Source organism: Kosakonia sp. MUSA4, assembly GCF_013085925.1.
Lineage (GTDB): Bacteria > Pseudomonadota > Gammaproteobacteria > Enterobacterales > Enterobacteriaceae > Kosakonia > Kosakonia sacchari_B.
Map to the genome: position 1 here is coordinate 4,174,753 of NZ_CP025697.1, position 26,164 is coordinate 4,200,916.

The 26,164-nt window shown below is 56.9% G+C and carries 28 protein-coding genes; 7 read left to right on the forward strand and 21 right to left on the reverse strand.

Annotated elements, in window-relative coordinates; translation table 11 throughout:
* The 3 genes from fdhF to C0557_RS19750 form a co-directional block, all read right to left on the reverse strand.
* On the reverse strand, window positions 1-2,151 hold the full coding sequence (gene fdhF, locus C0557_RS19740) for a formate dehydrogenase subunit alpha (protein WP_208660393.1): 2,151 nt from the start codon (window positions 2,149-2,151) through the stop codon (window positions 1-3).
* 36 nt (window positions 2,152-2,187) lie between these two features.
* Entirely contained in the window at window positions 2,188-2,733 is a 546-nt protein-coding gene (gene hydN / locus C0557_RS19745; RefSeq protein WP_007370532.1) for an electron transport protein HydN, read from the reverse strand.
* Window positions 2,734-2,877: 144 nt separating this feature from the next.
* Entirely contained in the window at window positions 2,878-3,891 is a 1,014-nt protein-coding gene (locus C0557_RS19750; RefSeq protein ID WP_064564174.1) for a LacI family DNA-binding transcriptional regulator, read from the reverse strand.
* A gap of 263 nt (window positions 3,892-4,154) precedes the next feature.
* On the opposite strand from C0557_RS19750, the gene ascF reads away from it, so the two are divergent.
* A complete protein-coding gene (gene ascF / locus C0557_RS19755; RefSeq protein WP_208660395.1) occupies window positions 4,155-5,597 on the forward strand; it encodes a PTS cellobiose/arbutin/salicin transporter subunit IIBC in 1,443 nt (480 codons plus the stop codon).
* A 21-nt stretch (window positions 5,598-5,618) separates the two neighbouring features.
* Window positions 5,619-7,043 carry a 6-phospho-beta-glucosidase gene (locus C0557_RS19760; protein ID WP_208660397.1) on the forward strand — a complete coding sequence of 475 codons (1,425 nt, stop codon included), beginning with the start codon at window positions 5,619-5,621 and terminating at the stop codon, window positions 7,041-7,043.
* A gap of 392 nt (window positions 7,044-7,435) precedes the next feature.
* On the opposite strand, the gene C0557_RS19765 is transcribed toward C0557_RS19760, so the two are convergent.
* The 8 genes from C0557_RS19765 to C0557_RS19800 form a co-directional block, all read right to left on the reverse strand.
* Complete coding sequence (locus C0557_RS19765) at window positions 7,436-8,515, reverse strand: bifunctional transcriptional activator/DNA repair enzyme AdaA (protein WP_208663052.1); 1,080 nt, start codon at window positions 8,513-8,515, stop codon at window positions 7,436-7,438.
* Entirely contained in the window at window positions 8,502-9,266 is a 765-nt protein-coding gene (locus C0557_RS19770; RefSeq protein WP_208660399.1) for an isocitrate lyase/phosphoenolpyruvate mutase family protein, read from the reverse strand. The genes C0557_RS19765 and C0557_RS19770 overlap by 14 nt, the downstream gene beginning before the upstream one ends.
* A 97-nt stretch (window positions 9,267-9,363) precedes the next feature.
* Window positions 9,364-10,071 carry a helix-turn-helix transcriptional regulator gene (locus C0557_RS19775; protein ID WP_208660401.1) on the reverse strand — a complete coding sequence of 236 codons (708 nt, stop codon included), beginning with the start codon at window positions 10,069-10,071 and terminating at the stop codon, window positions 9,364-9,366.
* On the reverse strand, window positions 10,068-10,457 hold the full coding sequence (locus C0557_RS19780; RefSeq protein ID WP_208660403.1) for an amino acid-binding protein: 390 nt from the start codon (window positions 10,455-10,457) through the stop codon (window positions 10,068-10,070). The genes C0557_RS19775 and C0557_RS19780 overlap by 4 nt, the downstream gene beginning before the upstream one ends.
* A complete protein-coding gene (locus C0557_RS19785; protein ID WP_208660405.1) occupies window positions 10,450-10,773 on the reverse strand; it encodes an antibiotic biosynthesis monooxygenase in 324 nt (107 codons plus the stop codon). The genes C0557_RS19780 and C0557_RS19785 overlap by 8 nt, the downstream gene beginning before the upstream one ends.
* Window positions 10,754-10,930, reverse strand: a complete 177-nt coding sequence (locus tag C0557_RS19790) for a hypothetical protein (RefSeq protein ID WP_208660407.1) — start codon at window positions 10,928-10,930, stop codon at window positions 10,754-10,756. Before C0557_RS19790 ends, C0557_RS19785 begins: the two co-directional genes overlap by 20 nt.
* A 24-nt stretch (window positions 10,931-10,954) precedes the next feature.
* On the reverse strand, window positions 10,955-11,254 hold the full coding sequence (locus C0557_RS19795) for a helix-turn-helix domain-containing protein (protein ID WP_064564162.1): 300 nt from the start codon (window positions 11,252-11,254) through the stop codon (window positions 10,955-10,957).
* Entirely contained in the window at window positions 11,242-11,604 is a 363-nt protein-coding gene (locus C0557_RS19800) for a type II toxin-antitoxin system RelE/ParE family toxin (RefSeq protein WP_208660409.1), read from the reverse strand. The genes C0557_RS19795 and C0557_RS19800 overlap by 13 nt, the downstream gene beginning before the upstream one ends.
* Before the next feature lie 266 nt (window positions 11,605-11,870).
* Between C0557_RS19800 and C0557_RS19805 the strand changes: the two genes are divergently transcribed.
* Together C0557_RS19805 and C0557_RS19810 are read left to right on the forward strand one after the other, a co-directional pair.
* A complete protein-coding gene (locus C0557_RS19805; RefSeq protein WP_208660411.1) occupies window positions 11,871-13,736 on the forward strand; it encodes a beta-glucoside-specific PTS transporter subunit IIABC in 1,866 nt (621 codons plus the stop codon).
* Window positions 13,737-13,757: 21 nt separating this feature from the next.
* Complete coding sequence (locus tag C0557_RS19810; RefSeq protein WP_208660413.1) at window positions 13,758-14,753, forward strand: LacI family DNA-binding transcriptional regulator; 996 nt, start codon at window positions 13,758-13,760, stop codon at window positions 14,751-14,753.
* A 137-nt stretch (window positions 14,754-14,890) separates the two neighbouring features.
* On the opposite strand, the gene C0557_RS19815 is transcribed toward C0557_RS19810, so the two are convergent.
* Window positions 14,891-15,751: an aldo/keto reductase family oxidoreductase gene (locus C0557_RS19815; RefSeq protein WP_208660415.1), complete on the reverse strand. Its 861-nt coding sequence runs from the start codon at window positions 15,749-15,751 to the stop codon at window positions 14,891-14,893.
* A 97-nt stretch (window positions 15,752-15,848) separates the two neighbouring features.
* Between C0557_RS19815 and C0557_RS19820 the strand changes: the two genes are divergently transcribed.
* Window positions 15,849-16,763 (forward strand): LysR substrate-binding domain-containing protein, encoded by a 915-nt coding sequence (locus tag C0557_RS19820; RefSeq protein ID WP_208660417.1) that lies wholly within the window; start codon window positions 15,849-15,851, stop codon window positions 16,761-16,763.
* Window positions 16,764-16,821: 58 nt separating this feature from the next.
* Window positions 16,822-17,778, forward strand: a complete 957-nt coding sequence (locus C0557_RS19825; protein WP_208660419.1) for a sensor domain-containing diguanylate cyclase — start codon at window positions 16,822-16,824, stop codon at window positions 17,776-17,778.
* 25 nt (window positions 17,779-17,803) lie between these two features.
* Here the strand turns inward: C0557_RS19825 and hycI are convergent, their stop codons facing one another.
* The 9 genes from hycI to hycA all read right to left on the reverse strand — a co-directional run bounded on the left by hycI (window position 17,804) and on the right by hycA (window position 25,618).
* Window positions 17,804-18,259, reverse strand: a complete 456-nt coding sequence (gene hycI / locus C0557_RS19830) for a hydrogenase maturation peptidase HycI (protein WP_074773409.1) — start codon at window positions 18,257-18,259, stop codon at window positions 17,804-17,806.
* Complete coding sequence (locus C0557_RS19835; protein ID WP_208660422.1) at window positions 18,252-18,662, reverse strand: formate hydrogenlyase maturation HycH family protein; 411 nt, start codon at window positions 18,660-18,662, stop codon at window positions 18,252-18,254. The genes hycI and C0557_RS19835 overlap by 8 nt, the downstream gene beginning before the upstream one ends.
* Window positions 18,662-19,426, reverse strand: a complete 765-nt coding sequence (locus tag C0557_RS19840; protein WP_208660424.1) for an NADH-quinone oxidoreductase subunit B family protein — start codon at window positions 19,424-19,426, stop codon at window positions 18,662-18,664. The genes C0557_RS19835 and C0557_RS19840 overlap by 1 nt, the downstream gene beginning before the upstream one ends.
* Window positions 19,426-19,968, reverse strand: coding sequence for a formate hydrogenlyase complex iron-sulfur subunit (locus C0557_RS19845; protein WP_074773401.1), 543 nt, complete (start codon window positions 19,966-19,968; stop codon window positions 19,426-19,428). The genes C0557_RS19840 and C0557_RS19845 overlap by 1 nt, the downstream gene beginning before the upstream one ends.
* Before the next feature lie 16 nt (window positions 19,969-19,984).
* Window positions 19,985-21,694: an NADH-quinone oxidoreductase subunit C gene (gene hycE / locus C0557_RS19850; protein WP_208660426.1), complete on the reverse strand. Its 1,710-nt coding sequence runs from the start codon at window positions 21,692-21,694 to the stop codon at window positions 19,985-19,987.
* A gap of 12 nt (window positions 21,695-21,706) precedes the next feature.
* Entirely contained in the window at window positions 21,707-22,633 is a 927-nt protein-coding gene (locus tag C0557_RS19855) for a respiratory chain complex I subunit 1 family protein (protein ID WP_208663054.1), read from the reverse strand.
* Window positions 22,634-22,635: 2 nt separating this feature from the next.
* Entirely contained in the window at window positions 22,636-24,450 is a 1,815-nt protein-coding gene (gene hycC / locus C0557_RS19860) for a formate hydrogenlyase subunit 3 (protein WP_208660428.1), read from the reverse strand.
* Window positions 24,447-25,055, reverse strand: a complete 609-nt coding sequence (locus C0557_RS19865; RefSeq protein ID WP_074773389.1) for a 4Fe-4S dicluster domain-containing protein — start codon at window positions 25,053-25,055, stop codon at window positions 24,447-24,449. Before C0557_RS19865 ends, hycC begins: the two co-directional genes overlap by 4 nt.
* A 95-nt stretch (window positions 25,056-25,150) precedes the next feature.
* A complete protein-coding gene (gene hycA / locus C0557_RS19870; RefSeq protein WP_074773386.1) occupies window positions 25,151-25,618 on the reverse strand; it encodes a formate hydrogenlyase regulator HycA in 468 nt (155 codons plus the stop codon).
* 198 nt (window positions 25,619-25,816) lie between these two features.
* Here hycA and hypA point away from each other — a divergent pair, with 198 nt between their 5' ends.
* Window positions 25,817-26,164, forward strand: a complete 348-nt coding sequence (hypA, locus tag C0557_RS19875) for a hydrogenase maturation nickel metallochaperone HypA (RefSeq protein WP_074773383.1) — start codon at window positions 25,817-25,819, stop codon at window positions 26,162-26,164.

Genomic DNA, 26,164 nt, shown 5'->3' on the forward strand with positions numbered 1-26,164 from the left:
TCATTGCATCGCCGCGTTAAGCAAGCGATTCTTCATCTGTTGATAAGAGCTCTGAGTGTACTCCTCGGCCCAGCGCTGATCGTTGATCGCACTCACCCGAACGGCGCAGTATTTGGTTTCCGGCGTTTTGGAAATCGGATCCAGATTATCCTGCGTTAGTTCGTTACAGGCGCCAATCCACCACTGATACGTCATATAAACGCTGCCGTTGTTGATGCGTTCGTTGACATCCGCGCGGGTGATCACTTTGCCACGGCGTGATTCCACCCACACCAGTTGCCTGTCTTTCACGCCCAGCGCTTCGGCGTCGGCCGGGTTGATCTGCACAAAGCCCGGTTCGTCGGCAAGGGTTTGCAACGCGGCACAGTTGCCGGTCATCGAACGGCAAGAGTAGTGACCCACTTCACGCACGGTACAGAGCACCAGCGGGAATTCAGCATCCGGGCGCTCTGCCGGCGCGCGCCACGGCGCGGCAAAAAGATGGCCTTTGCCGTCCGGAGTATCGAACTTGTTGTTCTGATACAGGTACGGCGTACCCGGATGATCGAGGGTCGGACACGGCCACTGAACGTGTCCCATGTCGCCCATTTTCTCGTAGGTGACGCCGTAGAACAGCGGGCATAACTCGCGCAGTTCATCCCAGATCTGCTGGTTGTTGTCATAGTGCATCGGGTAGCCCATCTCGGTGGCGATCAGGCTGATGATCTCCCAGTCACGTTTGACGTTGTACTTCGGTTCAATGGCTTTTTCGAAACGCTGGAAGCCGCGATCGGCGCAGGTAAAGACGCCGCCGTGCTCGCCCCAGGAAGTGGCGGGCAGCAGCACATCGGCTTGTTCGGCGGTTTTGGTCATAAAGATATCCTGCACCACCACAAAATCGAGTGCTTCAAAACCTTTACGCACCAGCCCCAGATCCGCTTCGGTCTGCAACGGATCTTCGCCCATGATGTAATAGGCTTTCACCTTGCCTTCCAGCGCCAGATGCGGCACTTCGGTAATGCGGACGCCGACTTTGTCATCCATCACGGCCGGATCGATACCCCAGGCTTTGGCAAATTTGGCCCGCACCTCCGGGTTCACCACATCCTGATAGCCAGGGAACTGGTTGGGGATCACGCCCATATCGCACGCGCCCTGCACGTTGTTCTGGCCGCGCACCGGGCCGACGCCGACATTTTCACGCCCAAGATTCCCGGTCAGCAGCGCCAGGCTGGAGAGCCCTTTCACCACATCCACCGCCTGGCCGAACTGCGTCACGCCCATGCCCCACATAATGGTGGCGGACGGCGCTGCTGCGTAAGTGCGCATCGCCTGGCGAACCTGTTTCGCCGGTACGCCGGTCAGATGCTCCACCGCTTCCGGCGCATAGTCTTTGACCGTTTCACGATAGACATCCAGCCCGGTCGTAAAGCTGGCGACATAATCTTTGTCGTACAACTCTTCTTCCAGCAGCACGTAGCCGAAAGCGTTGACCAGCGCCATATTGCAGCCATTTTTGAGTTGCAGATGCTGATCGGCGATACGCGCGGTCTCAATGCGGCGCGGATCGCAAACAATAATTTTGGCCCCTTTCTGTTTGGCTTTGATCACCCGGCGCGCGACGATCGGGTGCGAATCGGCGCAGTTATAGCCAAATACCAGCAGACAACTGGAGTTTTCGATATCGCCGATAGAGTTACTCATCGCACCGTTGCCAAGCGTTTCCTGCAAACCGGCCACCGACGGGCCGTGGCAAACGCGGGCGCAACAGTCGACGTTATTGGTGTTGATCACGCCACGGGCGAATTTCTGCATCACATAGTTGGTTTCATTGCCCGTACCGCGTGATGAACCGGTGGTCATAATGGCGCGCGGGCCATATTTGGCTTTGATTTCACTGAGGCGCTTCGCGGTATAACGGATCGCTTCATCCCAACTGACGGGGGTCAATTTGCCGCCTTTTTCATAACGGATCATCGGCTGAGTAAGACGCGGCGTCAGCAGTTTGGTGTCGTTAAGGAAATCCCAGCCGTAGTAGCCTTTCAGGCAGAGTTCATTCTGGTTGGTGTGGCCATTGGCCGCTTCTGCGCGGATGATTTTTCCGTCGTCGACAACCAGTTTCAGTTTGCAGCCCGCGCCGCAGTATGGGCATACACTTGTGATTTTTTTCATCAGTAACAGACCTGTTAAAAGTGAAAGTCAGAGGGTTTAGAACACCAGAGAAACAGCGCTGTCCAGCGCGGCGCGACGACGTTTCTCCGCGCTCATCTGTTCCAGTAAATTACGATCGACACAGACCAGCGCTTTCGTCGGACACGCCTGCATACAGGCGGGACCGCTTTCGCTGTGGTGGCACAAATCGCATTTGTTGGCTTCGGCTTTTTCGGCGCGAACATTCAGCCCAGCGCCGCTATGGCGAATAACCGGACGCACAACCACTTCCATCGCGCCGTACGGGCAGGCCACGACGCAGGTTTTGCAGCCAATACAGCGTTCCTGCATCACATGCACAAACCCTTCGTCACGGCTGATGGCACCGTTCGGGCAGACGTTGGCGCACGGCGCGTCTTCGCACTGACGACAGAGTGTCGCTGTCGAGACGTTCACGCCTTTGACGACATGGATACGCGGTAAAAAGCTCTCAGGGGTGAGCGCCGCGCAGTCCTGGTTTTCCTGATGAGACACCACGCAGGCGACCTCGCAGGTGCGGCAGCCAATGCATTTTGCAGCGTCCGCCATGATAAATCGGTTCATTATCTTCTCCGGCAATGTGCTTTATCCCGCCGGAATATTCATAAAACGTGCCAGTTTTTAATTTACTGTTATTTAAGGAAATTTAAGGAAGCATTCGGTAAGAATGGCTGTCATCGACACTTCTGTCGATGACAGATGTCGAGGTCAGGCGTGCGGGCCGGAAATCAGTGAGTCACGTAACATTAATTCGCCGGGAAAGGTTTGCTGATAAGTAAAGTCGCCGCCATCAAGCATAAAGATTAAGCGGTTAATCGTCTCTTTGATCATTTCGGTGACCGGTATTTTCACGCTGGAAAGCGCCGGAACGGTAAATGGCGCCATCGCAATATCATCGAAGCCAATCACCGAGACCTGCTGTGGCACCGTTATTTTGCTGTCGTGTAACTGTTTAATTGCGCCAATCGCCATGTCGTCATTACTGGCCACCAGCGCGCTAAATTCAACGTTTCGCGATAAGAGTGTCTGTACGCCCTGCGCGCCACTAGCTGGCGTCCATTTCCCTTCAACAATCAATTCATTACGCAGCGCAATGCCCTGCTGTGCAAGCGCATCTTTATAACCGGATAAACGTTCAATACCGGTAGGAGAATCGAGCGAACCGGTAATAAATGCAATATCACGATGACCATGCGAAATTAATTGCGACACCGCGCTAAAACTTGAGGCTTTTTGATCGGAATAAACACAGTGGCTGCTGTTTTTACGTAAACGGCGGTTAAGCACCATTATTGGCTGCGAATGACTGTCGATAATTTTATCCATTTCATCGACGCTTAAAAAACGCGGATAAATAATGATCGCATCACAGCGTAAATCGAGCAGATATTGAATCGCCTGACGCTCTTCTTCCGCGCTGTGTTTTCCGTCGGCCAGCAGTAACTGGCGGCCTTTATCTTCGGTCATTCGGGCGGCGTGGAACAGCAATTCGCTAAAATAGACGCCGTGGTAGAGGGTGTTAGTAACCACCAGTCCCAGCGTCTGAGTTTTACTGCTCGCCAGGCTACGGGCCAGTAAATTCGGGCGATAGCCGCTCTCGGCAATGGCCTGAAACACGCGGTCTTTCGTCTCTTCGCTGACATATCCTTTGCCCGTCAGGACACGCGAAACGGTCGCTTTCGACACGCCTGCCCGCTTCGCCACCTCCAGCATTGTCGCCATCTTTTCCCCCTGAAAATGTTATGAGCCGAAGTGTACTTCAGGCGTTGCGTTTAATGGAACTCTTTACGCCGCACAACGATTTCACACCCCGCAATCTTATAAGTGATCGTTATCACGATTTCAAAAATTGACGCTTTTTAGGCCTTGTTAACCACAAATAAACTCTTCATGATTTTGTGGAACCGGTTACCTATTTCATGTTTCACAGCCGCCAAACGCGACTGTGAGCCAGTACCTTATTGATAAAACAGGATAATACCTCCATGGCAAAGAATTATGCGGCGCTGGCCCACTCGGTGGTCGATGCGCTGGGCGGCGCGGAAAATATCGCGGCCGTCACGCACTGCATGACGCGCCTGCGCTTTGTGGTGAAAGATGAGACGCGCGTGGACAGCCCGACGCTGAAAAACATCAGCGGCGTGATGGGCGTGGTGCGTAACGACAAACAGTGCCAGGTGATTATCGGCAATACTGTCTCCCAGGCCTTCCGCGAAGTGGTCAGCCTGCTGCCGCAAGACATGCAGCCAGCGGAAGAACCCTCCACGCAAAAACTGACGCTGAAGCGCATTGGCGCGGGCATTCTCGATGCGCTGATCGGTACTATGTCGCCGCTTATTCCGGCGATCATCGGCGGCTCGATGGTGAAACTGCTGGCCATGGTGCTGGAGATGACCGGCGCGCTGCCGAAAGGCTCCTCCACGTTGACCATTTTGACGGTGATCGGCGATGGCGCTTTCTTCTTCCTGCCGCTGATGGTTGCGGCCTCTGCGGCGGTGAAATTCAAAACCAATATGTCGCTGGCGATTGCCATTGCGGGCGTGCTGGTGCATCCGAGTTTTATTGAACTGATGGCGAAAGCCGCACAGGGCGAGCACGTTGAGTTCGCGCTGGTGCCGGTGACGGCGGTGAAATACACCTACACGGTGATTCCGGCGCTGGTGATGACCTGGTGCCTGTCGTATATCGAGCGCTGGGTCGATCGCATCACCCCGGCGGTAACGAAAAACTTCCTGAAACCGATGCTGATTGTGCTGATTGCCGCGCCGCTGGCGATTGTGCTGATTGGCCCACTGGGCATCTGGATCGGTAGTGCTATCTCCGCGCTGGTATACACCATTCACGGTTACCTCGGCTGGCTCTCCGTCGCCATCATGGGCGCGCTGTGGCCGCTGCTGGTGATGACCGGGATGCACCGCGTCTTTACGCCGACCATCATTCAGACCATTGCCGAAACCGGCAAAGAGGGCATGGTCATGCCGTCTGAAATTGGCGCGAACCTGTCGCTTGGCGGCTCTTCGCTCGCTGTGGCGTGGAAAACGAAAAACCCGGAACTGCGCCAGACTGCAATGGCGGCAGCGGCTTCCGCCATTCTGGCGGGGATTTCCGAACCGGCGCTCTATGGTGTCGCCGTTCGCCTGAAACGTCCGTTGATCGCCAGCCTGATTAGCGGCTTTATCTGCGGCGCGGTTGCCGGTATTGCCGGGCTGGCCAGCCACTCGATGGCCGCGCCGGGCTTATTTACCAGTGTGCAGTTCTTCGACCCGGCCAATCCAATGTCCATCGTCTGGGTGTTTGGGGTGATGGCGCTGGCCGTGGTGCTGTCGTTCGTGCTGACCTTACTGTTGGGTTTTGAAGATATTCCGGTGGAAACCGCGAGCAAACCGCAGGCAGCACAGCCAGTCAATGTTGAAGAAGCACGCGCCTGATTAACAAAAAAGAGGTTACGCATGTCAGTATTTCCGCAAGGATTTTTATGGGGCGGCGCACTTGCCGCCAACCAGTCGGAAGGGGGTTATCTGGAGGGCGGTAAGGGGCTGACCACCGTCGATATGATCCCGCACGGCGTCAACCGCCTGCCAGTGAAACTGGGCCAGGAAAAGCGCTTTCAGTTGCGTGACGATGAGTATTACCCGAGCCACCAGGCGATCGATTTTTACCATCGTTATAAAGAAGATATCGCGCTGATGGCAGAGATGGGCTTTACGGTATTCCGCACCTCTATCGCGTGGAGCCGTTTATACCCGAAAGGGGATGAACTGACGCCCAACCCGGAAGGCATCGCCTTCTATCGCGCGGTGTTTGAAGAGTGCAAAAAGTACAATATCGAGCCGCTGGTGACGCTTTGCCACTTTGATGTACCGATGCATCTGGTGATTGAGTATGGCTCCTGGCGCAACCGTAAAATGGTGGAGTTTTTCGCTCGCTACGCGCGCACCTGTTTTGAGGCGTTCGACGGGCTGGTGAAATACTGGCTGACCTTCAACGAGATCAACATTATGCTGCACAGCCCATTCTCCGGCGCGGGCCTGGTGTTCGAAGAGGGTGAAAATCAGGATCAGGTGAAGTATCAGGCCGCGCATCATGAGCTGATTGCCAGCGCGCTGGCGACCAAAATCGCTCATGAAGTGAACCCACAAAACCAGGTGGGCTGCATGCTGGCGGGCGGTAATTTCTACCCTTACTCCTGTAAACCGGCCGATGTGTGGACCGCGCTGGAAAAAGATCGCGAAAACCTGTTCTTTATTGATGTACAGGCGCGCGGCAGCTACCCGGCCTACTCTGCGCGTGTGTTCCGCGAAAAAGGCGTCAGCATTGTCAAAGAAGCGGGCGATGACGAAATTCTGAAGAATACCGTCGATTTCGTCTCCTTCAGCTACTACGCCTCACGCTGCGCCTCGGCGGATATGAATGCCAACAACACCAGCGCCGCCAATATCGTGAAATCCCTGCGTAACCCGCATATTGAAGTGAGCGAATGGGGTTGGGGTATCGATCCGCTGGGTCTGCGCATCACCATGAACATGATGTACGACCGTTATCAAAAACCGCTGTTCCTGGTGGAAAACGGCCTCGGCGCGAAAGATGAGTTTAATGCCGACGGCGAAATCGCCGACGATTACCGCATCAGCTATCTGCGCGAGCATATCCGCGCAATGGGCGACGCTATTGAAGACGGCATTCCGGTTATCGGTTACACCACCTGGGGTTGTATCGATCTGGTGGCGGCTTCCACCGGCGAGATGAGCAAGCGCTACGGTTTTGTCTATGTCGATCGTGACGATACAGGCAACGGCACGCTGGCGCGCAGCCGGAAAAAATCGTTCTGGTGGTATAAAAAAGTGATCGCCAGCAACGGCGAAGATCTCGATTAAAGGTGTGGCACTGATCTGGCCCACGTGGAGCAAAGTTTTATAGGCCAGTATAAGGCGTAGCCGCCATCCGGCAAAACTACCGGGGTGGCGTATGTTGAAGGGTTCCGTTCACCAGACGTTTGGCGGACACATAAGCGCCGTGGCACGTGAACGGGAGAAGGGAGGCTGCCGCGCCCCCCTTCTCAATCCCCGCGGCCCCGCGGGAAATCGGTGCTGCGCACTGCGCTCACCTCCCGCACATCTGCCTGCGGTCGGCTCGACTCGCCGTCGTGGCTCGTTTCGCCTCTGGCCGCCTTCCCTGGCGTCCAGACCTTGTCATCTGTGCTTTGGCTCGCCGATTTCGAGCGGGGACACAACCCCTCGCTGCAAGCCTGGCGTTACCAAAAACTATCTCATGGCTGAAATGCACGAGTGACTTCCTTATATCCCTGCGACGACTTCTCATGAGCGATCAGCCACGCTTTACGCGCAATGCCGCCGCCGTAGCCCGTCATTGAACCGTCTTTACCGATGATCCGGTGACAAGGGATCACGATCGCCACCCGGTTCGCGCCATTGGCCGCCGCGACGGCACGCACCGCGCCCGGTTTATCGATCTGTTCCGCCAGCGCCTGATAATGCGTGGTCTCGCCATACGGTACGGCCTGCAAACCTTGCCAGACGCGCTGCTGAAAATCACTGCCTGGCAGATCCAGCGCCAGCGAAAACTGCCGACGCTGCCCGGCAAAGTATTCGCTAATCTCTTTTTCCGCCTGCCGCGTGTGCGCATTTTCTCCGGTCATAATCCGCGCCTTCAGCAAACGCTGTAAGTCGCTGAATTCAGTCTCCAGCATGCGCCGATCGACAAACTCCAGCAGGCAGACGCCGCGCCCGGTAGCGCAGACAAACATCGGGCCTATCGGCGTGGTGAAACGGTGGATCATGATCACCTGCTGCCCGGCGCTCGGCGCGGCGCCGGTGAGTTTTTTACAGGTATAGCCAAAGCCGCTTAATGACTCATAACCGCTGTCAAACGCGACATCGGTGGCGCTGCGCCCGCCTTTTAACTCCTGCAACGCCACATTCACCCGCAGCATGCGCTGGAATGCCTGAAAGGTGATGCCGTGATGCTGTAAAAACCAGCGCCGCACGCGTTCCGGGCTGATGGTGCGCTCACGCAGTTGCGTGTCGCTGATGCGCGTTTTCAGGTTGCCGCGAACCAGTGAGACCGCCTGTTCGATAAAATCGGGAGCGGAACAGGCATTTTCCGTGGGGCGGCAGACTTTACAGGGGCGAAAACCGGCGTCCAGCGCCGATTTGAAATCGCGGTAAAACTCCACATTTTCCCGTTTCGGTTTGCGTGCCCGGCAGACAGAAATACAAAACACGCCCGTGGTTTTCACGCCGACATAAAACAGGCCGGTGTAGCCGGAATCACGATCGAGCAGCGCCTGATACCAGATGTCGCACTGGGCATTGTCAGTCACGTTCAGCACGGAAAACACCTCCAAAGGATTGTTGTGTCTGCACCGCCAACAGTAAATCGTTTAACCGGGTTTGTAACGCAGCATGGACAAAGTTGCCCATCGAAATGCGCCGCACACCCAGTTGCGCCAGATCTGCAAACGCCGCAAGTTCCGGCATACACATGACATTGAGCGGTAACGGAATTTGCCGGACGATGGCGGCAATATCCGCGCTATTCACCACGCAGGGCACAAACAGACCATTCGCCCCCTGTTCTGCGTATAACTGCCCGCGGAACAGCGTTTCCGCCAGTGCGTTTTCCACCTTCAGTAAGAACGTATCGGTGCGGATATTCAGAAACAACGCCTCGGGAACATTTGCGCGGATATCCCTCAGCCGTTCGGCAAATAGCCGGGCATCCTGCAATTGCCTTTCCCCTTTCACCACGCGGCTGTCTTCCAGATTGACACCGACGACGCCAAGCTGCGCCAGTTGCTGAAGGTTCGCGGTAATCTGCTGCGCCGTTTCACCGTATCCCGCTTCCATATCAACGCTCAGCGGTAAAGGGCAAACGGCGCGAATGCGCTTAACCACGAACAGCAGTTCGGCAAAGGTCATCTGTTCGCCGTCGTCGTAGCCAAGCATTGCAGCAATCGCCGCGCTGGAGGTGCCAAGCGCCTGATATCCCGCTTGCTGTGCCGCCCGCGCGCTGGCGGCATCCCAGACATTGGCCAGTAATAGCGGGGTGGATTGATGGTGAAGTGTTGTGAAATCCATGGTCGTCTCCGGTTGTGTTGTGCGATGAGTGTGGCGTTTGCCGCCTCTCCCTCACAACCGAAAATCGGACGACCATTTTTTACAGCCAAAGGCAGCATTACAGCCCGACAGCAAACAATCTTAAAAACGCCGCCTTGCCTTCCGCGGTAATGGTCACTTCACGGTAGCCGGGCGTTCTGCGCAGCCAGCCCTGCTGTTCGAAGGCGATAAGCAGCGCGGCACCCGCATCGCCGCCAAGATGGAAACGCCGCTCGCTCCAGTCCAGGCACGCGCTACAGGGTTTGCGGCGAGTATGCGGATCGAGCGTTACGCCGATCTTTTCCAGTTGCCGTTTACCGACATTCGTTACCGCGCTGCCATCGTCAGTGATCCAGCCTTCACGCTGCAAAAACGCGTAGATGTCCACCGCGATTTCACCGGCAAGATGATCGTAACAGGTGCGTGCCTGCCGCAGTTCCGGCGGCGTGCGGCTGGTCAGCGTGCGCCCTGCACGCATCGACACGCCCATCATATTTTCCAGCAGCGCAGCGACATCGCTGCCTGCCAGCCGGTAGTAGCGGTGTCGCCCCTGCGAAACGCAGACCAGCAGACCATGATTTAACAGCCGGTTCAGGTGAGCGCTGGCGGTCGAAGGGGCAATATCCGCCACGGTGCTCAGCTCCGTCGCCGTCCACGCACGCCCGTCCATCAGTGCGCAAAGCATCCGCGAGCGCGAAGGATCGGCCATCGCACTGGCGATACCGGCAAGCGCCTCTTCCAGCGCCAGCGTGTTGCCGTGCGCCGCAGGTAAACCGGGTAAACTCATGTCGCCATCTTCCAGGGTTGCGTGACCTCACGGGTCAGCGGATCGTTGTCGGTTAGCAGAATCAGGCGATTATCATGATCGCTGTACTGCACAAGAATAGTGATGCCATGTTGCGCGATCGTGCGGGCAATAGCGCCTAACTCACCGGGCTTTTCCTGCTTCAGTTTGCGGATCACCGGCTGCGCTACATTGCGCACGGTAAATCCGGCAGCCTCCAGAACCTGACGGGCACGTTCGCCGTCGGCCACCAGAAAATGGGCATGGCTTTCATTTCCTGTGCTAAAAACACCGCCACCTTCCAGACCAATGCCGTTTTTACCCAGCGTTTCACCCAGTTCTGCCAGCCCGCCGGGCGCGTTATTAAGCATAACGTGAATATCATACATGGTCGGTCTTCCCGGCTGCGGATGAATAGTCGCGAAAAACCTGTGCGACACGGATACGGTAATACGAGAAAATCGAGCGCTGCCCTTCCGCCTGCGCCGCCCGATGCAGGACGTTGCCCTTCCATGCCAGTACCGCCTCTTCATCTCGCCACCAGGATAATGACAAAATCTTCCCTTCCGTGCTCAGGCTCTGAAAGCGTTCAATGGCGATAAAACCCTCGATTTCTGCCAGTTGCGGCTTGAGTTCCGCCGCTAATTGCAGGTAGCGATCCTGCTTGCCAGCGGCGACATCGGCTTCAAACAGTACAGCGATCATAAGCGCTCTCCATCAGTGAATGTGCCGCCAGTTTACGCAGTGCGACACACCATGCTTCGACCTGCAACGAAATATGCGTGACGGAAGAGGAACGGATCAGTACGAAACGACGATGAGCGTGATGATGCCAGCCTGCGGATTTTGCAGACTGGCGCATCGAAATTGACGAAAGAGGGTTTGTTCAGATTTGAAACGCGATCTTTTTACCGCCCGGCAAAGTGACATCAATGCTCAGTTCGCCGCCTAAGGCCGCGACATAACGTTTAAGCGTCGATAAGCGCGGATCGTTGCCCGGTTGCTCAATTTTGGCAAGCGTAGGTTGCTTTACGCCCATTGCCGCTGCCAGTTCGGTCTGAGACAGATTCAATGCTTCGCGTAACTGGCTTAATACGATATCGCGGCGAAGTTCATCGACACGAGATTCAATGCGCGCAAGGCTCTCCGGGCTTCGTTTGGCTAGCATCTCATCTAAGGTTGCCATGTTAACTCCTTTTTCTTCAGGTGATGACTTAACTCGGTTTCGGCAAGTTTGATCATATATTGGTAAAACCGCTTCTGATTTTTTCCTGTTTTATCGCCTGCACATAACACAATGGCCTGGCGGTCTGGATCAAACGCAAAAAATGCGCGAACAGGATGGCCAGCAAATTGAATGCGTAATTCCTTTAAATTCAAATATGTTGATCCCTTCACCGTATCCACATACGGCCGGCCGAGATGGGGACCGTATTCACTCAATATTTTGAGAATCGCCAGGACTTCATCCTGTAAAGGTTCAGTTTGTTTGTTAAACCATGCATCAAAACGCTCCGTCGTTATTACGTTCCACATTGCCGTTCCCTCATAGCCTAAATGCTATGACACAATTTTATAGCCTTAAGGCTATGACCGCAAGAACGTATGCTTACTATCCAATGGGCCGCATCTTAATAGTTCTTTTTAATCCCGGCCTGTTAAGCCTCCTGCCCAATATTATGGCGTGATTTCCCTCCCAGTTTTCTATGAAACCGGTTGCGCGGCGACCTGACCAGGCTAGCATGAAACCGGTTTCACCCAGTTACACCTACTCAGTCACCGATAATAAAAGGTAAATAAAAATGGCCGTTATCAGGGATTACAATAAGTTAGCGAGTGATATTCTGCGGGAGGTGGGTGGCGAAGAGAACATCAGCAACTTCTCCCGCTGCGCGACCCGCCTGCGTCTGGTATTAAACGACACGCCCGCCACGGCGAAAGCCAGCATCCAGAGTCTGCCCGGCGTTATCGCCGTGGTGGAGAGCGGCGGTCAGTTCCAGGTGGTCATCGGCACCCATGTCGCCGGTGTGTTTAACGCTTTGAGCGGCATGGTGAAAGAGAAAGAGGGCGGTGCCGCGCAGCCGAAAACACGCTGGCTGGATGCGGTCATCGCCACCATGTCGGCGGTGTTTGCCCCGATTGTCTATATTCTTGCCGCCGCCGGGATTTTGCAGGGGCTACTGATTCTGCTGGGCCTCGCGGACGCGGATATCAAAACCACCGGCACCTTCGCCATTCTTAACTTTATGTCCTGGACGCCGTTTGCCTTTCTGCCGGTGTTTATCGCCATTACCGCGGCGCGCCATTTTAAATGTAATCCGTTTATTGCCGTGCTCTGCTGCTGTGCGCTGATCAACCCGGAGTGGACGGCACTGGCCGGGAAAATCGCCGCCGGTAGCGAAGTGAAGTTCCTCTTCTTCCCGCTGGCGGAAACGGTTTATACCTCATCGGTGCTGCCGCCGCTGTTCCTTGTCTGGGCGCTGTCCTGGTTTGAACGCCGCGTCGAAAAATGGCTGCCGGAAGTGATAAGCCCGCTGTTTACCCCGCTTCTCTGCTTTGTGGTGATCGTGCCGCTGACGCTGGTGGTGATTGGGCCGATCACCAGTTGGGCCGCGCTGGGCGTTGCTCATGGCTATAACACGCTGTTCCATGCCGCTCCGGCCGTTGCCGCTGCGATCATTGGCGGTGTGTGGCAGGTGATCGTCATTTTTGGCGTTCACTGGGGGATCACGCCGGTGATCATGGCGAACTTCGATACCCAGGGTTATGACTCATTCCAGGCTTATCAGACCATCGCGGTGATTGGTCAGATGGCTGCGGTGTTTGGCGTGTTTATCAAAAGCCGTAATAAAGCGCTCAAAGCCACCTCGCTTTCGGCGGGCGTTACCGCCATTTTCGGCATCACTGAACCCGCCATTTACGGCGTGACGCTGCGCTTTAAAAAACCGTTTATCTGCGGCTGTATCGGCGGAGCGATTGGCGCGGTGGTCGCCAGCCTGTTTGGCAGCCTCTACTACGCTTATGCGGCACTGCCCGGCCTGTTCACGCTGGTGAACGCAATTAGCCCGGATGCGCCAATGTCGTTTATTGGCGAACTGGTTGGCGCAGGCACCGCGATTGTGCTGACCATTGTGATGGTGCAGTTTGTCGGTTTTGAAGATCCGCAGGAAAGCGCTGAACCCGCGCCGCTGAAGGTCGGTTCATTACAGATGCTCAGCCCGATTAAAGGCGAAGTGATTGCACTGGAAAACGTGCCCGATGAAGCCTTCGCCGGAAAAGTGCTCGGCGACGGCGTGGCGATCGTTCCTCACGAAGGCAAGGTTGTCGCCCCGTGTGACGCGCAGGTTGCCACATTAATTGACACGCATCACGCTATCGGCCTGATATGTGATAATGGCGCAGAATTACTGATCCATGTTGGTCTGAATACCGTTAACCTTCAAGGTCAATACTTTACGCCGCTGGTGAAAGAGGGCGACAGAGTCACCGCTGGCACGCCGCTGCTGGAGTTCGATAAAGCGCGCATTGAGCAGGCGGGTTACGATCTGACCACGCCGGTGCTGGTGGTGAACAGTGATGAATTTACGCTGACTCGCCATCAGTCGCAGGGCGCCGTCAGCCCCGGCATGCCGCTGATGTCGCTGGAGACAGGAGCGCAGCCAGCATAATAACAAGAGTGAGGTCGAAAAATGGTAACGATACTGGATGTCGCCAGGCTGGCTGGCGTGTCGAAAGCGACGGTATCGCGCGCGCTAAATGGCAAAGTTTTTGTCCGTGAGGAAGTGAAGGAACGCATTTTCCAGGCCATTGCCGAGACGGGCTATCGCCCCAACCAGCTGGCGCGCAATCTTGCCAATAATAAGACCAACTCGGTGGGGCTGGTGATCACCAATGGGCTGTATAACGGCCCGTTTTTCGCCAGCCTGACTTACCACGCGGCGACGAATAGTGAAATGCATGGCCGACAACTGGTGCTGGCAGACGGTAAACACAGCGCGCAGGAAGAGCGCGACGCCATCGATCTGCTGATGTCGTTGCGCTGTGAAGCGATCATGATTTACCCCAAATACCTGACGGTCGATGAGCTGGACGCAATTATCGATAACAGCCAGACGCCCATCGTCGTCATCAACCGTGAACTCTCCCGCCACCGCAATCAGTGCGTGTTTGTCGATCATCAACAAAGCTGTGAAACGATGATGGCCCACCTGCTAGCGCAGGGGCATACGCGTATTGCTTTTGTTACCGGTGTTGAAGGTTCGCCAACCGGAGAAAAACGCCTGGCGGGCTACCAGCAGGCGCTGCGCCGCGCCGGTATTGAGCCAGACCCGCAACTGCTGGTACATGGCACATGGTCTACCGACAGCGGTTATGCCGCAGGGCGTGAACTGCTAGCGCGCAAGGTGCCGTTTACCTGCATCCTCGCGGGCAATGATGATATGGCGATTGGCGTGGCGAAAGCCTGTCTGGAAGCGGGGCTGCGCCTGCCGCAGGATGTGTCGCTGGCCGGGTTTGACGATTCGGTGCTCGGCAAGTATTACAACCCGTCACTCACCACCATTCATGTGCCGATGGAGGCGATGATCCGTCACGCCATCGACATCCTGTTGTCGCCAGGCGAGCACGTGGCCTGTTCACACGAAGGTGAACTGGTGCGCCGCGAGTCGGTGGCGCCCCCCAAATAATTGCTCTGTGGTGGCTGATTGCCGGATGGCGGCGATGCCTTATCCGGCCTACAAACCGATGACTTACCTGGCCTACCGGCGCGATCCCGTAGGCCTGATAAGCGCAGCGCCATCAGGCAGCCCATCCGGCGCAGAAGTTACGCGCCAATACCGTTAAGTTTTTCCAGCGCTTCCGGCGGCAGTACGAGGTTCGCGCTCGCCAGGTTTTCCTGTAAATGCTGCGGCGACGACGTGCCGGGGATCAGCAGGATATTCGGCGAACGCTGCAACAGCCACGCCAGCGCCACCTGCATCGGCGTTGCGTTAAGCGATTGCGCCACCTCGTTCAGCTCATCGGATTGCAACGGCGTGAAACCGCCCAGCGGGAAGAACGGCACGAACGCAATGCCCTGCGCGTTCAGGCTATCCACCAGCGCATCGTCGTGACGGTTAGCGACGTTATACAGATTCTGCACGCAGACAATCGGCGTCATTTTCTGCGCGTCGGCCACCTGCTTCGCCGTAACGTTGCTCAGCCCGATATGGCGGATCAGCCCGCGCTCTTTCAGTTTGATCAACGCCTCCAGCGGTGCTTCCAGCGGCCCCTCTTCCGGCCCGTGTACGCCAAACATCGAACGCAGGTTGACGACTTCTATCGTCTCCAGACCGAGATGACGCAGGTTATCTTCCACCGCACTGGTCAGCTCCTCGGCGCTGAATGCGGGCAGCCAGTTGGCTTTATCATCACGACGCGCGCCGACTTTGGTGACGATGCATAAGTCGTCCGGATAAGGATGCAGCGCCTGTTTAATCAATTTATTGGTGACATGCGGGCCATAAAAATCACTGGTGTCGATATGATTCACCCCGGCAGCAATGGCATCGCGCAATACCGCCAGCGCCTTTGCTTCGTCCGCAGGCGGACCAAACACGCCAGGACCAGCCAGTTGCATCGCACCGTAACCCAGACGACCAACCTGACGATCGCCAAGACGATAAGTAAGCGTGGATTGAGACATGGAAAACCTCCTGTGCGTTAAGTAACCCGATTGTAGGAGCTGTACGGCTGTGCAACAATCCAGCAAAATTAATACACACTGTACGGTTAACCGAACAATGAAGCTGGATTTCGCCCTGTTAAATGCCATTGTCGCGGTCGCCAACGCCGGAGGCTTCCGTGAAGCCGCGCGCGTGACCGGTTCAAACCCCTCCCGCCTGAGCGACGCAGTGCGCCGCGCCGAGCAGCAACTCGGCGTACGGCTGTTTAACCGCACCACCCGTACCGTGGCGCTGACTGAGGCAGGCAGAGCGCTGATGGAGCGCCTGCAACCGGCAATGAGCGAAGTGGATGCCGCGCTGGACGCCATCAACCGCTATCGCACCACGCCGAGCGGCACGCTGCGTTTGAATGTCCCGGTCAGCGCGGCGCGGCTGGTACTGCCCGCCATTGTCCCCCCTTTTCTGGCGCAATACCCGGATATTCGGCTGGAGATCGTCGCTGAGAGCAACGTGCAGGATGTGTTTCGCGAAAATTGCGATGCGGGGATCCGTTACGACGAAAGCCTGGAACAGGATATGGTGGCACTGCCCATCGGCCCGCGCCGTCAGCGTTTTGCCGCTGCGGCGGCACCGGCCTATTTGCAGCGTTACGGCCTGCCGCAGCACCCGCGCGATCTGATTAACCACAACTGCATTCGCGGGCGCTACGCCAGCGGCGTGATGCCGGAGTGGGAATTTATCCGTGAGGGTGAAACCCTGCGCATTCAGGTGAATGGTTCGCTGGTGGTCAGCGTCGGCAGCGCGGTGGATCTGGCGGTACAGGCGGCAATTGCCGGTAGTGGCATCATCTATCTGTTTGAAGAGTGGCTGCGCCCGTCGTTCGAAAGCGGCGCACTGACGCCGTTGCTGGAGCCCTGGTGGCAATCATTTAGCGGCCCGTGGCTCTATTACAATTCACGGCGCTTAATCCCTGCGCCATTACAGGCGTTTATCAATTTTATCCGCGCGCAGGAGCAAGCCACGGATATATAACGCAATGATGGGAAGATCTGTCTACACTTGAGAAAACAAAGAAAATCGAGGATGCCCTATGATCTTCCCGGCCATGCCAGTCAATGAAAGAGAGCGGCTTAAGTCTTTGTACATGATGGATCTTTTGGATAAAAAGGATGATGAACGTTTTGACCGGCTCACCCGCACGGCAAAGACTACCTTTGATGTCCCCATCGCGGTGATAAGCCTGCTCGATCGCGATCGTCAGTGGTTGCTGTCGCGCAGCGGCATCGATACCCACGAAACGCCGCGCAATCTGTCGTTCTGTGCGCATGCGATCCTCGAAGAGGGCGTATTTATTGTCAAAGATACCCTTGCCGATCCGCGTTTTGCCGAAAACCCGTTTGTTGTTGGCGAACCGTGGGTACGCTTTTACGCGGGTTGCCCGGTGCGGCTGCCGGACGGCGCAATTGCCGGAACCATCTGCATCATCGATACCTATCCGCGCCCGTTTTCCAGTGCGGAAATCAACACCCTGCTCGATTTCGCCGCCATTGTGGAAGATGAGTTTCTGATCCTCAGCATGGCAATGACCGATTTGCTGACCAGCATGCCCAACAGCCGTGGCTTTTACCGCTCTGGCGAGAAACGTTTTGCCTGGCTCAAAGAGCATAAAAAAGATCTCACCCTGCTCTATTTCAGCATCGACAACCTGAAATCGATCAATGAATTGCTGGGGAATAAAGAGGGCGACGAGGTGGTAAAAACCTTCGCCAGCAATCTGACCAAATGCCTGAAAGATCAGGATATTGCCGCCCGGCTTGGCGGCGGTGAGTTTGCGGTGCTACTGGTGAACACACCGACACACAACGCTGATGCGTTTCTCTTCGATCTGCAATCACGCATCGATGCCATCGACCGTCTTTCCGGCAAGAATTATCACATCAACTACTCGCACGGCATTATTGAAAACGGCGGCGATAAGTACACCACGCTGCACGGCATGCTGGAAGATTGCGATAAGGTGATGTACTCGGAAAAACGCCGTCGTTAATGCAGCGCCGGAAGCCCGGCGCTGTTTATAGCGGCTCGAACCCGCCGTTGCCTTCCCAGCCAGCCAGCCGCTGGTAAATTGTTTCTACCGCCGCTTTCACCGGCGGCGTCATCGGGTAGTAAAAACCGACAATATCGGGCTGAATGCCGAGAAAAATCACCTCGCCAATATCCTCTTTCAACTGATCGATCAGATAGTTGAGCGGCATATTGTGGGTGGTCATCAGGAACATTTCCGCAATGTCATCGGGATCGACAATGCGCATCTCGCCGGGGTTCAGCCCCATATCGGTAGCATCCACAATCAGCAGCCGCGTCGGTCGCAGCTCGCGGATCGCCACCACATCGTTTTCCGGTGCGCTGCCGCCGTCGATCACTTGCCAGTTTCCCTGCGGGTTTTCCGCGCACATCTGCGCCAGCAACGGGCCTGCGCCATCATCGCCCATCATGCTGTTGCCCACGCACAGCAGTACATCAGTCACGTAATCTCCTTACCATCAAATAGATAGCGCTTTCCTGGTGGATGTCGTGCAGCATCAACAGTAGCGCCCTGCTCCAGGCCTGCTGCTGTTCATTTTGCCCGACCAACGCCCGGTCAAATGCGTTGGCCAGCATCATTACGTGCGTGCTGTCGATAACAATCTCGCCGTAACGCGGCACGCCTTCCATTTTTCGCCGCGCTTCACTGCCGCTCTCCAGCGTGCCGATCCACGCCAGATAAGCCTCCCACGGGCAGGAAAGCGCCGTTTCCAGGCAATCGATCACGCCAAGATGGTGACCAATAGCCAGAGAGTAATAGACCACCTGTTGCGCCTGCGGCGGCGTGGCATCGTTCTCATCGACAAATTTCCGCCGCAGCTGGCTAAAGGCCACCGTCTCGCTCATCAGATTTTCGCCTCCTGCACCACCTGAGTCAGGTGGCTGACAATTTCGGTCAGGCGCGGATCGTTCTCCTGCGCTAACCAGCGCACCACTTCATGTTCGCCGATGCTGCGCAAACGCAGGTAATCATCGGCAATCTGGCGGCCATAGCGGTAACCCGCGAGGCGACGCGCGGTGCGATCCACTTTCACCCGCAGCGGTTGCACCATGGCCGGATGCAGGATCTCTGCCGGTTGATCGTCCTGCTCGCCAGGCAGACGGGCGTGAATTTTCTGCTCCAGCAGCCCCAGCGCCATGGCAAAACCATACAGCGTGGCGGCAGGCGTTGGCGGGCAGCCGGGAATATACACATCCACCGGAACGATCTTATCCGTGCCGCCCCAGACGCAGTACAGGTCGTGGAAGATACCACCGCTGTTACCGCACGCGCCGTAGGAGATACAGATTTTGGGATCCGGCGCAGATTGCCAGGCGCGCAGCGCCGGTGAACGCATCGCGCGGGTGACAGCGCCGGTAAACAGCAGAATGTCGGCATGGCGCGGCGAAGGCACGACTTTAATACCGAAGCGTTCAGCATCGAACAGCGGCGAAAGCGTAGCGAAAATCTCGATTTCGCAGCCGTTGCAGCCGCCACAATCCACACGATAAACGTAAGCGGAGCGTTTGATTTTATTCAGCAGCGAGGCTTTCATGCTGGCGATGGATTCCTCCACCGTCATCGGTAGCGGAATACCGTCCGCATCACGCGGACCTAATAGCTGGCTCATTAGCTGGCCTCTCTCATATGGCGGGTCAATTCGACGCGGTCGGACGACACCAGGCATTTCTGGCGTTTGCAATCCGGGCAGGTCTCAAAGCTGGCGCGGTGTTGCTCGGCGCGGGTATCACCGTTATGCGCCAGCAGCGCAATGGCGTAATCGATCTCCTTCTGCACCGCGAAAGGCCGTGCGCACTCGCGGCACTGGCACAGCTCATAGCGCGACTGTTGCAGGAAATCGGCTTTGCTCCACACCGCCAGTTCGTACTCCTGAGAGAGCTTAATTGCTGCCGTCGGGCACACTTCTTCGCAGCGGGCGCAGAAAATGCAGCGCCCGAGATTAAACTGCCAGGCCAGTTCGCCGGTCGCCAGATCGGTTTCTACCGTCAGCGCGTTCGACGGGCAGGCATTGACGCACGCCGCGCAGCCAATGCACTGCTGCGGATTGTGCTCTGGTTTGCCGCGGAAGTTTTTATCCACCGGCATCGGCGCAAGCGGATATGCGCTGGTTGCCGTCCCGGTTTTGATCACTTTTTTGATAAAGGTAAACATCGCTAGCGTTCTCCCACTATTTCAACGGCGAATTTTTACGCTCGATCCCGTAACGCTCCAGCTCTTTGTACGGCACGACCTTGCTTTTCTTCTTGCGCACATCCACCACCGTCATGCGGTCGGTGCAGGAGTAGCAAGGATCAAGGCTGCCAATAATCAGCGGCGCATCGGAAACGGTGTTGCCGCGTAGCATATAGCGCAGCGTTGGCCAGTTGGCGTAGGTCGCCGCACGGCAGCGCCAGCGATAGAGCTTCTGGTTGTCGCCGGTCATACTCCAGTGGATATCATCCCCGCGCGGCGCTTCGGCAAAACCAAGGGCAAAACGGTGCGGAATGTAGGTAAAGCCTTCAACCATCAGCGGGCCGCCGGGCAGGTTATCCAGACCGAAATCGATCATGTTCAGTGCGGTCAGCACTTCGTTGATTCGCACTTTCAGGCGGGAAATCACATCGCAGCCCTGCTCGCTGTGCACGGTCATCGGCAGCAGGCCGTAACCGGCAAACGGATGATCGGCGCGGGTATCGCGGGCGTGGCCGCTGGCGCGCACCATCGGGCCGACGTTACTGAAATCACGGGCGATTTGCGGATCAAGACGACCAATGCCGACGGTGCGCTGCTCAATATTCGGCGTGCTCATCAGCACCTCAACCAGCTCCATCACATCGCGGCGCATCTGCTGCGCCAGCGCGCGCGTCTGCACCATATCGTCTTTCAGCATGTCGCGGCGAATGCCGCCAATCAGGTTCAGACCGTAGGTTTTACGCGCCCCGGTGAGAATTTCCGCCATCTTCATTGACGTTTCACGCACGCGGAAAAACTGCATAAACCCGGAGTCAAAACCGACAAAGTGGCAAGCCAGACCGAGGTTTAACAGGTGCGAGTGCAGGCGTTCCACTTCCAGCAGAATGGCGCGGATCATCTGCGCGCGTTCCGGTACCACGATGCCCATCGCGTTCTCTACCGAGGTGGTGTAGGCGGTGCTGTGGGCAAACCCACAGATGCCGCACACGCGATCCGAGAGAAAGGTGACTTCGTTGTAACCCATGCGGGTTTCCGCCAGCTTCTCCATTCCGCGATGCACATAGAACATGCGATAGTCGGCATCGACAATGTTCTCGCCATCCACAAACAGGCGAAAGTGGCCCGGTTCATCCGACGTAACGTGCAGCGGGCCAATCGGCACCACGTTGTTTTTCTTATCGCCGAGTTCGTTGATGAATTCATAAGTTTCCGCGTCGGTGGTCGGCGCGGGACGCTGGCGATAATCCATGCTGTCTTTACGCAGCGGATAGAGTTCATCCGGCCAGTCATCCGGCAGCACCAGGCGGCGTTCATCCGGTAAACCGACCGGCACCAGGCCATACATATCGCGCACTTCGCGCTCGCCCCACACGGCCGCAGGCACGCGCGGCGTCACCGACGGATACTCCGGTTTCAGGGCATCGACTTCAACGCGCACCGTTATCCAGCACTTGACGCCCTGCTCCATCGACAGCACGTAGTAAACGGCAAAGTGGCCGTTCAGCTTGCGTTCGTCGTTACCAAACAGCACCGACAGCCAGCCGCCCTGCTGATAGTAGAGAAACTCCACCACTTCCGGCAGGTAGTTCACTTTCACGGTAATAGTGATTTGGTCTTTGGTCTGCCACGCTTCATCCAGCACCACGCCGGGAAATTTCTCGTGCAGGGCAGCCAGATAGTGTTGACCGATTTTTTCTTCAGACATGCATAAACTCTCTTAATACGTCGCCAGTAAGGAGACGAACGCTAAAAAGGCAACGCCGAACCCGGCCCAGGTGACGCGTGACGTGGCGGCAAAACGCAGGCGCGCCATGCTGTTTTCAAACAGGGCAATCACCAGTACGCCAACGATTAATTTCACTACCGCCACCACCAACGCCAGCAGCAGACCCGCCGTGCTGAAGCTGCTCATCTGCCCCCACGGCAGAAAGACGCCGACAAACATTTGCAGCACCACCAGCTGTTTTAAGCTGATGCCCCACTTCAGCAGCGCAAAGCCGCTGCCGCTGTACTCCGACAGTGGCCCTTCCTGCAACTCCTGCTCCGCTTCCGCAAGGTCAAACGGCAGTTTGCCCATCTCGATAAAGGTGGCGAACGCGCAGGCGCAGAGCGCCAGGAACAGCGGGATTGAGGCCGCGCGCGGCCAGTGGTAAACGGTGTCGGTGATATGGCTGATATGGGTGGAACCCGCCACCAGCGCCGCCACCCACAAACCGAGCAGCAAAATCGGCTCGACCAGCACGCCCAGCATCGCTTCACGGCTGGCGCCTATACCGGTAAACGGGCTGCCGGTATCCAGCCCGGCAATGGCAAAGAAGAAGCGGGCAATGGCGAACAGATAGATCAGGGTTATCAAATCGCCCAGCAGCGGCAGCGGCGAGTTAATGGTGACCACCGGCAAAGCCGTCGCAATGGTCAGCATCACGCCCACCATCACAAACGGCATCAGGCGAAACACCCAGCCGGATGCCGCAGGCGCAATACTCTGGCGGCCCAGCAATTTGAACAGATCGCGGTACTCTTGCAGCACGCCAGGCCCGCGGCGATTGTGCAGCCGGGCGCGCGCCACGCGGCTAATACCGGACAGCAGCGGCGCACAGGCAAACAGCACCAGCGCCTGCAATAACGCATACAGAAAACTCATCATCAGGCTCCTCGGGAAATCACCACAACCACCAGCACCGCCAGCTCAATCAGCGCCAGCCGACGAAACAGCAGCGGAGCCGCGTCGGTACGCCAGCCGGGCAGAATCAGCGTAGGTTCCAGCCATTTGCGCAGCTTCAACACCGGGGCAAATGCGGCTTTTACCGGCATGGCAAAACCGTGGGCGGTGATCACCATTGAACCTTCATGATCGTAGCCGCACACCCAGGCGCTTCCACGGCTGCGGGACGGCAGACGATCGCCTTTAAACAGCACCATCAGCAGCAACGGCAGTATCGGCATGGCAATCAGCAGCAGCGCGATCATCGGTTGCGACACCACCGTGTTCGCGGTGTGCAGCGGCAGCGGTACGGCGGCATACAGACGCGGCAGCAGCCACGGCGCAGCAACGCCGCCAATAACGCAGCAGAGCGCCAGCACCGCCACGCTTGCGGTCATCAGCCAGGGAATGGATTGCGGGTTTTCCGCCTGCGGGGTGCGCGGCGCGCCAAGGAAGGTGACGCCATAGACTTTCGCCATACACATCACCGCCAGCGCACCGGTTATCGCCAGGCCAACGGCCAGCAGCGGCCCAATCAGTTGCAGGACAAAGTGGCCGCTACCGCTCAGGCTGAAGAAGGATTGATAAATCACCCACTCACCGGCAAAGCCATTGAGCGGCGGCAGCGCCGCCATCGCCATCAGCCCGACCAGCATCGCCAGCGAAATAAGCGGCATTTTTTTGCCGATGCCGCCCAGTTTTTCGATATCGCGATAGCCAGTACCAAACCACAGCGCGCCCGCGCCAAGAAACAACGTGCTCTTAAACAGGCTGTGATTGAAAAGGTGATACAGACCACCAACCAGCCCCAGCGCCATCAGCGCCGGTTGCTGCAATGCCAGCCCGGTTACGCCCGCGCCAAGGCCGAGCAAAATGATGCCGATGTTTTCCAGCGTGTGATAAGCCAGCAGGCGCTGAATATTGTGCTCCATCAGCGCATACAAACCGCCGACAAAGGCGGTGATCATGCCGAATACCAGCAGCACAACTCCCCACCACAGCGGCGGCTGGCCGCCCAGCAAGGAGAAACTGAGAATGCCGAACAGCCCGACTTTCATCACCACGGTAGAAAAGAGCGCGGCGGCTGGTGCTTGCGCGCTGGCATGCGCCTGCGGCGCCCAGGCGTGTAGCGGAATAATCCCCGCCAGCAGACCAAAGCCAATCACCCCCAGCAGCCAGACGCCGCTGCTGAGCGGTTGCCCGCTAAGCTGAACAAAATCGAGCGTGTGATAACGCTGCCAGATAAACCAGCAGGCCAGCGCAAGCAGCACGGTGCCCAGTCGCCCCATGGCGAACCACAGTTTGCCAGAAGCGCTGCAACCGGTAAGAAACACCGCGCTCAGCGCCATGATTTCGCTCATCACGACCAGCTCACCCAGGTTCGCGGCGCAGACGGCGCACAGCGCGGCGGCCAGCAGCAAATTGATCAACAACCCGTTGGCTTTCACCGCGTCATGGCGGTGCCAGTGGATGTTATAGAGGCTAATAAGCAGGCCGCAGAGGCCGAAGGTGATCACCCACACGGCACGCAGCGGCGTGACCAGTAACGGGTACTGCAACAGCGTCAGGTTGCCGGAAACGGCATCGGCGCCCAGCAGTGACAACAACCCGGCTGCGGTCGCCATAGCGCTACCGATTGCGCCGCCAAGCCCGGCCAGCCAGCCGCTGAGAATTTTCGCCCGCGTAAACAGGTACGCCAGCGCAGCAGCGCAGATAAACACCGCCACCGCGCCGTTGAGCAAAGAGAGGATTGTCATTTTGCACTCCGGTTAAGCTGGGTAAACAGCGACAAATCGCCGTAGTCCGTATTCAGGGTCTGCTCGCGTTTGCGACGGCTGGCGCGGGCGATGTCGAGGTTATTGACCAGATGCAGCGCCTTGGTCGGACACATCCGCACGCAGGCCGGGCCTTGATCATCGAAATGGCAGAGATCGCACTTCACGGCGATAGCCCGCACGCCGGGCACCCAGTCCAGCAGCGTACTGACGCGGGCAGGTGCAGGCGGCGCGGCGGGCGCGAGCGGCGAGTTAACGTTGGCCGGAATATCCAGCGGGCGGCTACCGGCAAATTCGATAGCGCCAAACGGGCAGGCAATCGCGCACAGTTTGCAGCTTACGCACAGGCTTTCATTTAACTGCACCGCGCCATCGACGCGATTAATGGCGTTTACCGGACACACACCCGCACAGGGCGCGTCTTCGCAGTGGTGGCACTGCTGCGGCGCGGATTCATGTTCATTACGCATTACGCGCAGCCGCGGCATCGACTGCAAGCCATACGCGCGATGCGTCTCCGCGCAGGCCGCCTCGCAGGTGTGGCAGCCGATACAGAGCGCCGAGTCGGCAATTACAAAACGGTTCACCAGCTAATCCTCAGGTGATTCACCCAGTCCGGGCGGTCATTTTTGACGAAATCAGTCGCACGACGTGTCACTTCGACACATCTCGACACCCAAACTCAGGCCAGCGCAGACGCGTGCGCGCTGCTGGCAAGAAGAGAGAGGTTGATGGGGGTATCGTTTTCCACCGCCGCGTACAGGCTGTCGTAAACCGTGGCGATTTTTTCCAGATAGTGCTCCAGCACTTTTTCGCGATCGTGGGTGCTGATAACGCCGTCCACTTTGCCATCGCAGGTGAGCTGCGCCTGTGCAATCAAGCGCTTATCGCTGCCATCTTTATTGGCAATCGCGTATTCGAGGGTATGGCCGTTAAAGCCGCCGGTCAGCGAGACGGTGACTATGAAATGGCCGAACAGCTCAAAACAGAGCTGCTGCTCTGGCGCACAACTTATTGCATGGTGCAGGCGCGCTTTTGACAGCGTGATCCCCTGAACCAGCGCGTTACAGTAACTGCGCCACTCCTCCTGCAGGAGATGGTGTCGCCCGGCAATGTAATCTGCCTTTTCGCTAATTTCCCAAATCGTCATGTCTGCTTACCTGATTAATTGAAACAACGGCGGTAAAGCATCATCCATGCCAAAATTTAATTTATTGATTAATAAAGGAATAAATAAAAATATTCGTTAATTTCGACGTGTCATCTCGACAGGTTCGACATCGTCACGGTGTCAAAATCACTCATGGCACTCTTATTGCATTAACGCGGCAACTCATAAGGAGGGATTATGCATGAGATCACTTTGTGCCAGCGGGCGCTGGAAATTATTGAACAACAGGCTTCAGCGAACGGCGCGCGTCGGGTCACCGGCGTCTGGTTAAAAGTGGGCGCATTTTCCTGTGTCGAAACCGAAGCTTTAACGTTTTGTTTTGATCTGGTGTGCCGTGGCAGCCTGGCTGAAGGTTGTACACTGCACATCGAACAACAACAAGCGGAGTGCTGGTGCGAGTCTTGTCGGCAGTACGTCACGCTGCTTACCCAGCGAGTTCGCCGCTGCCCACAATGCCACAGCGACCAGTTGCAGATCGTTGCCGACGATGGAATGCAAATTCAGCGCCTGGAAATTGAGGAGTAA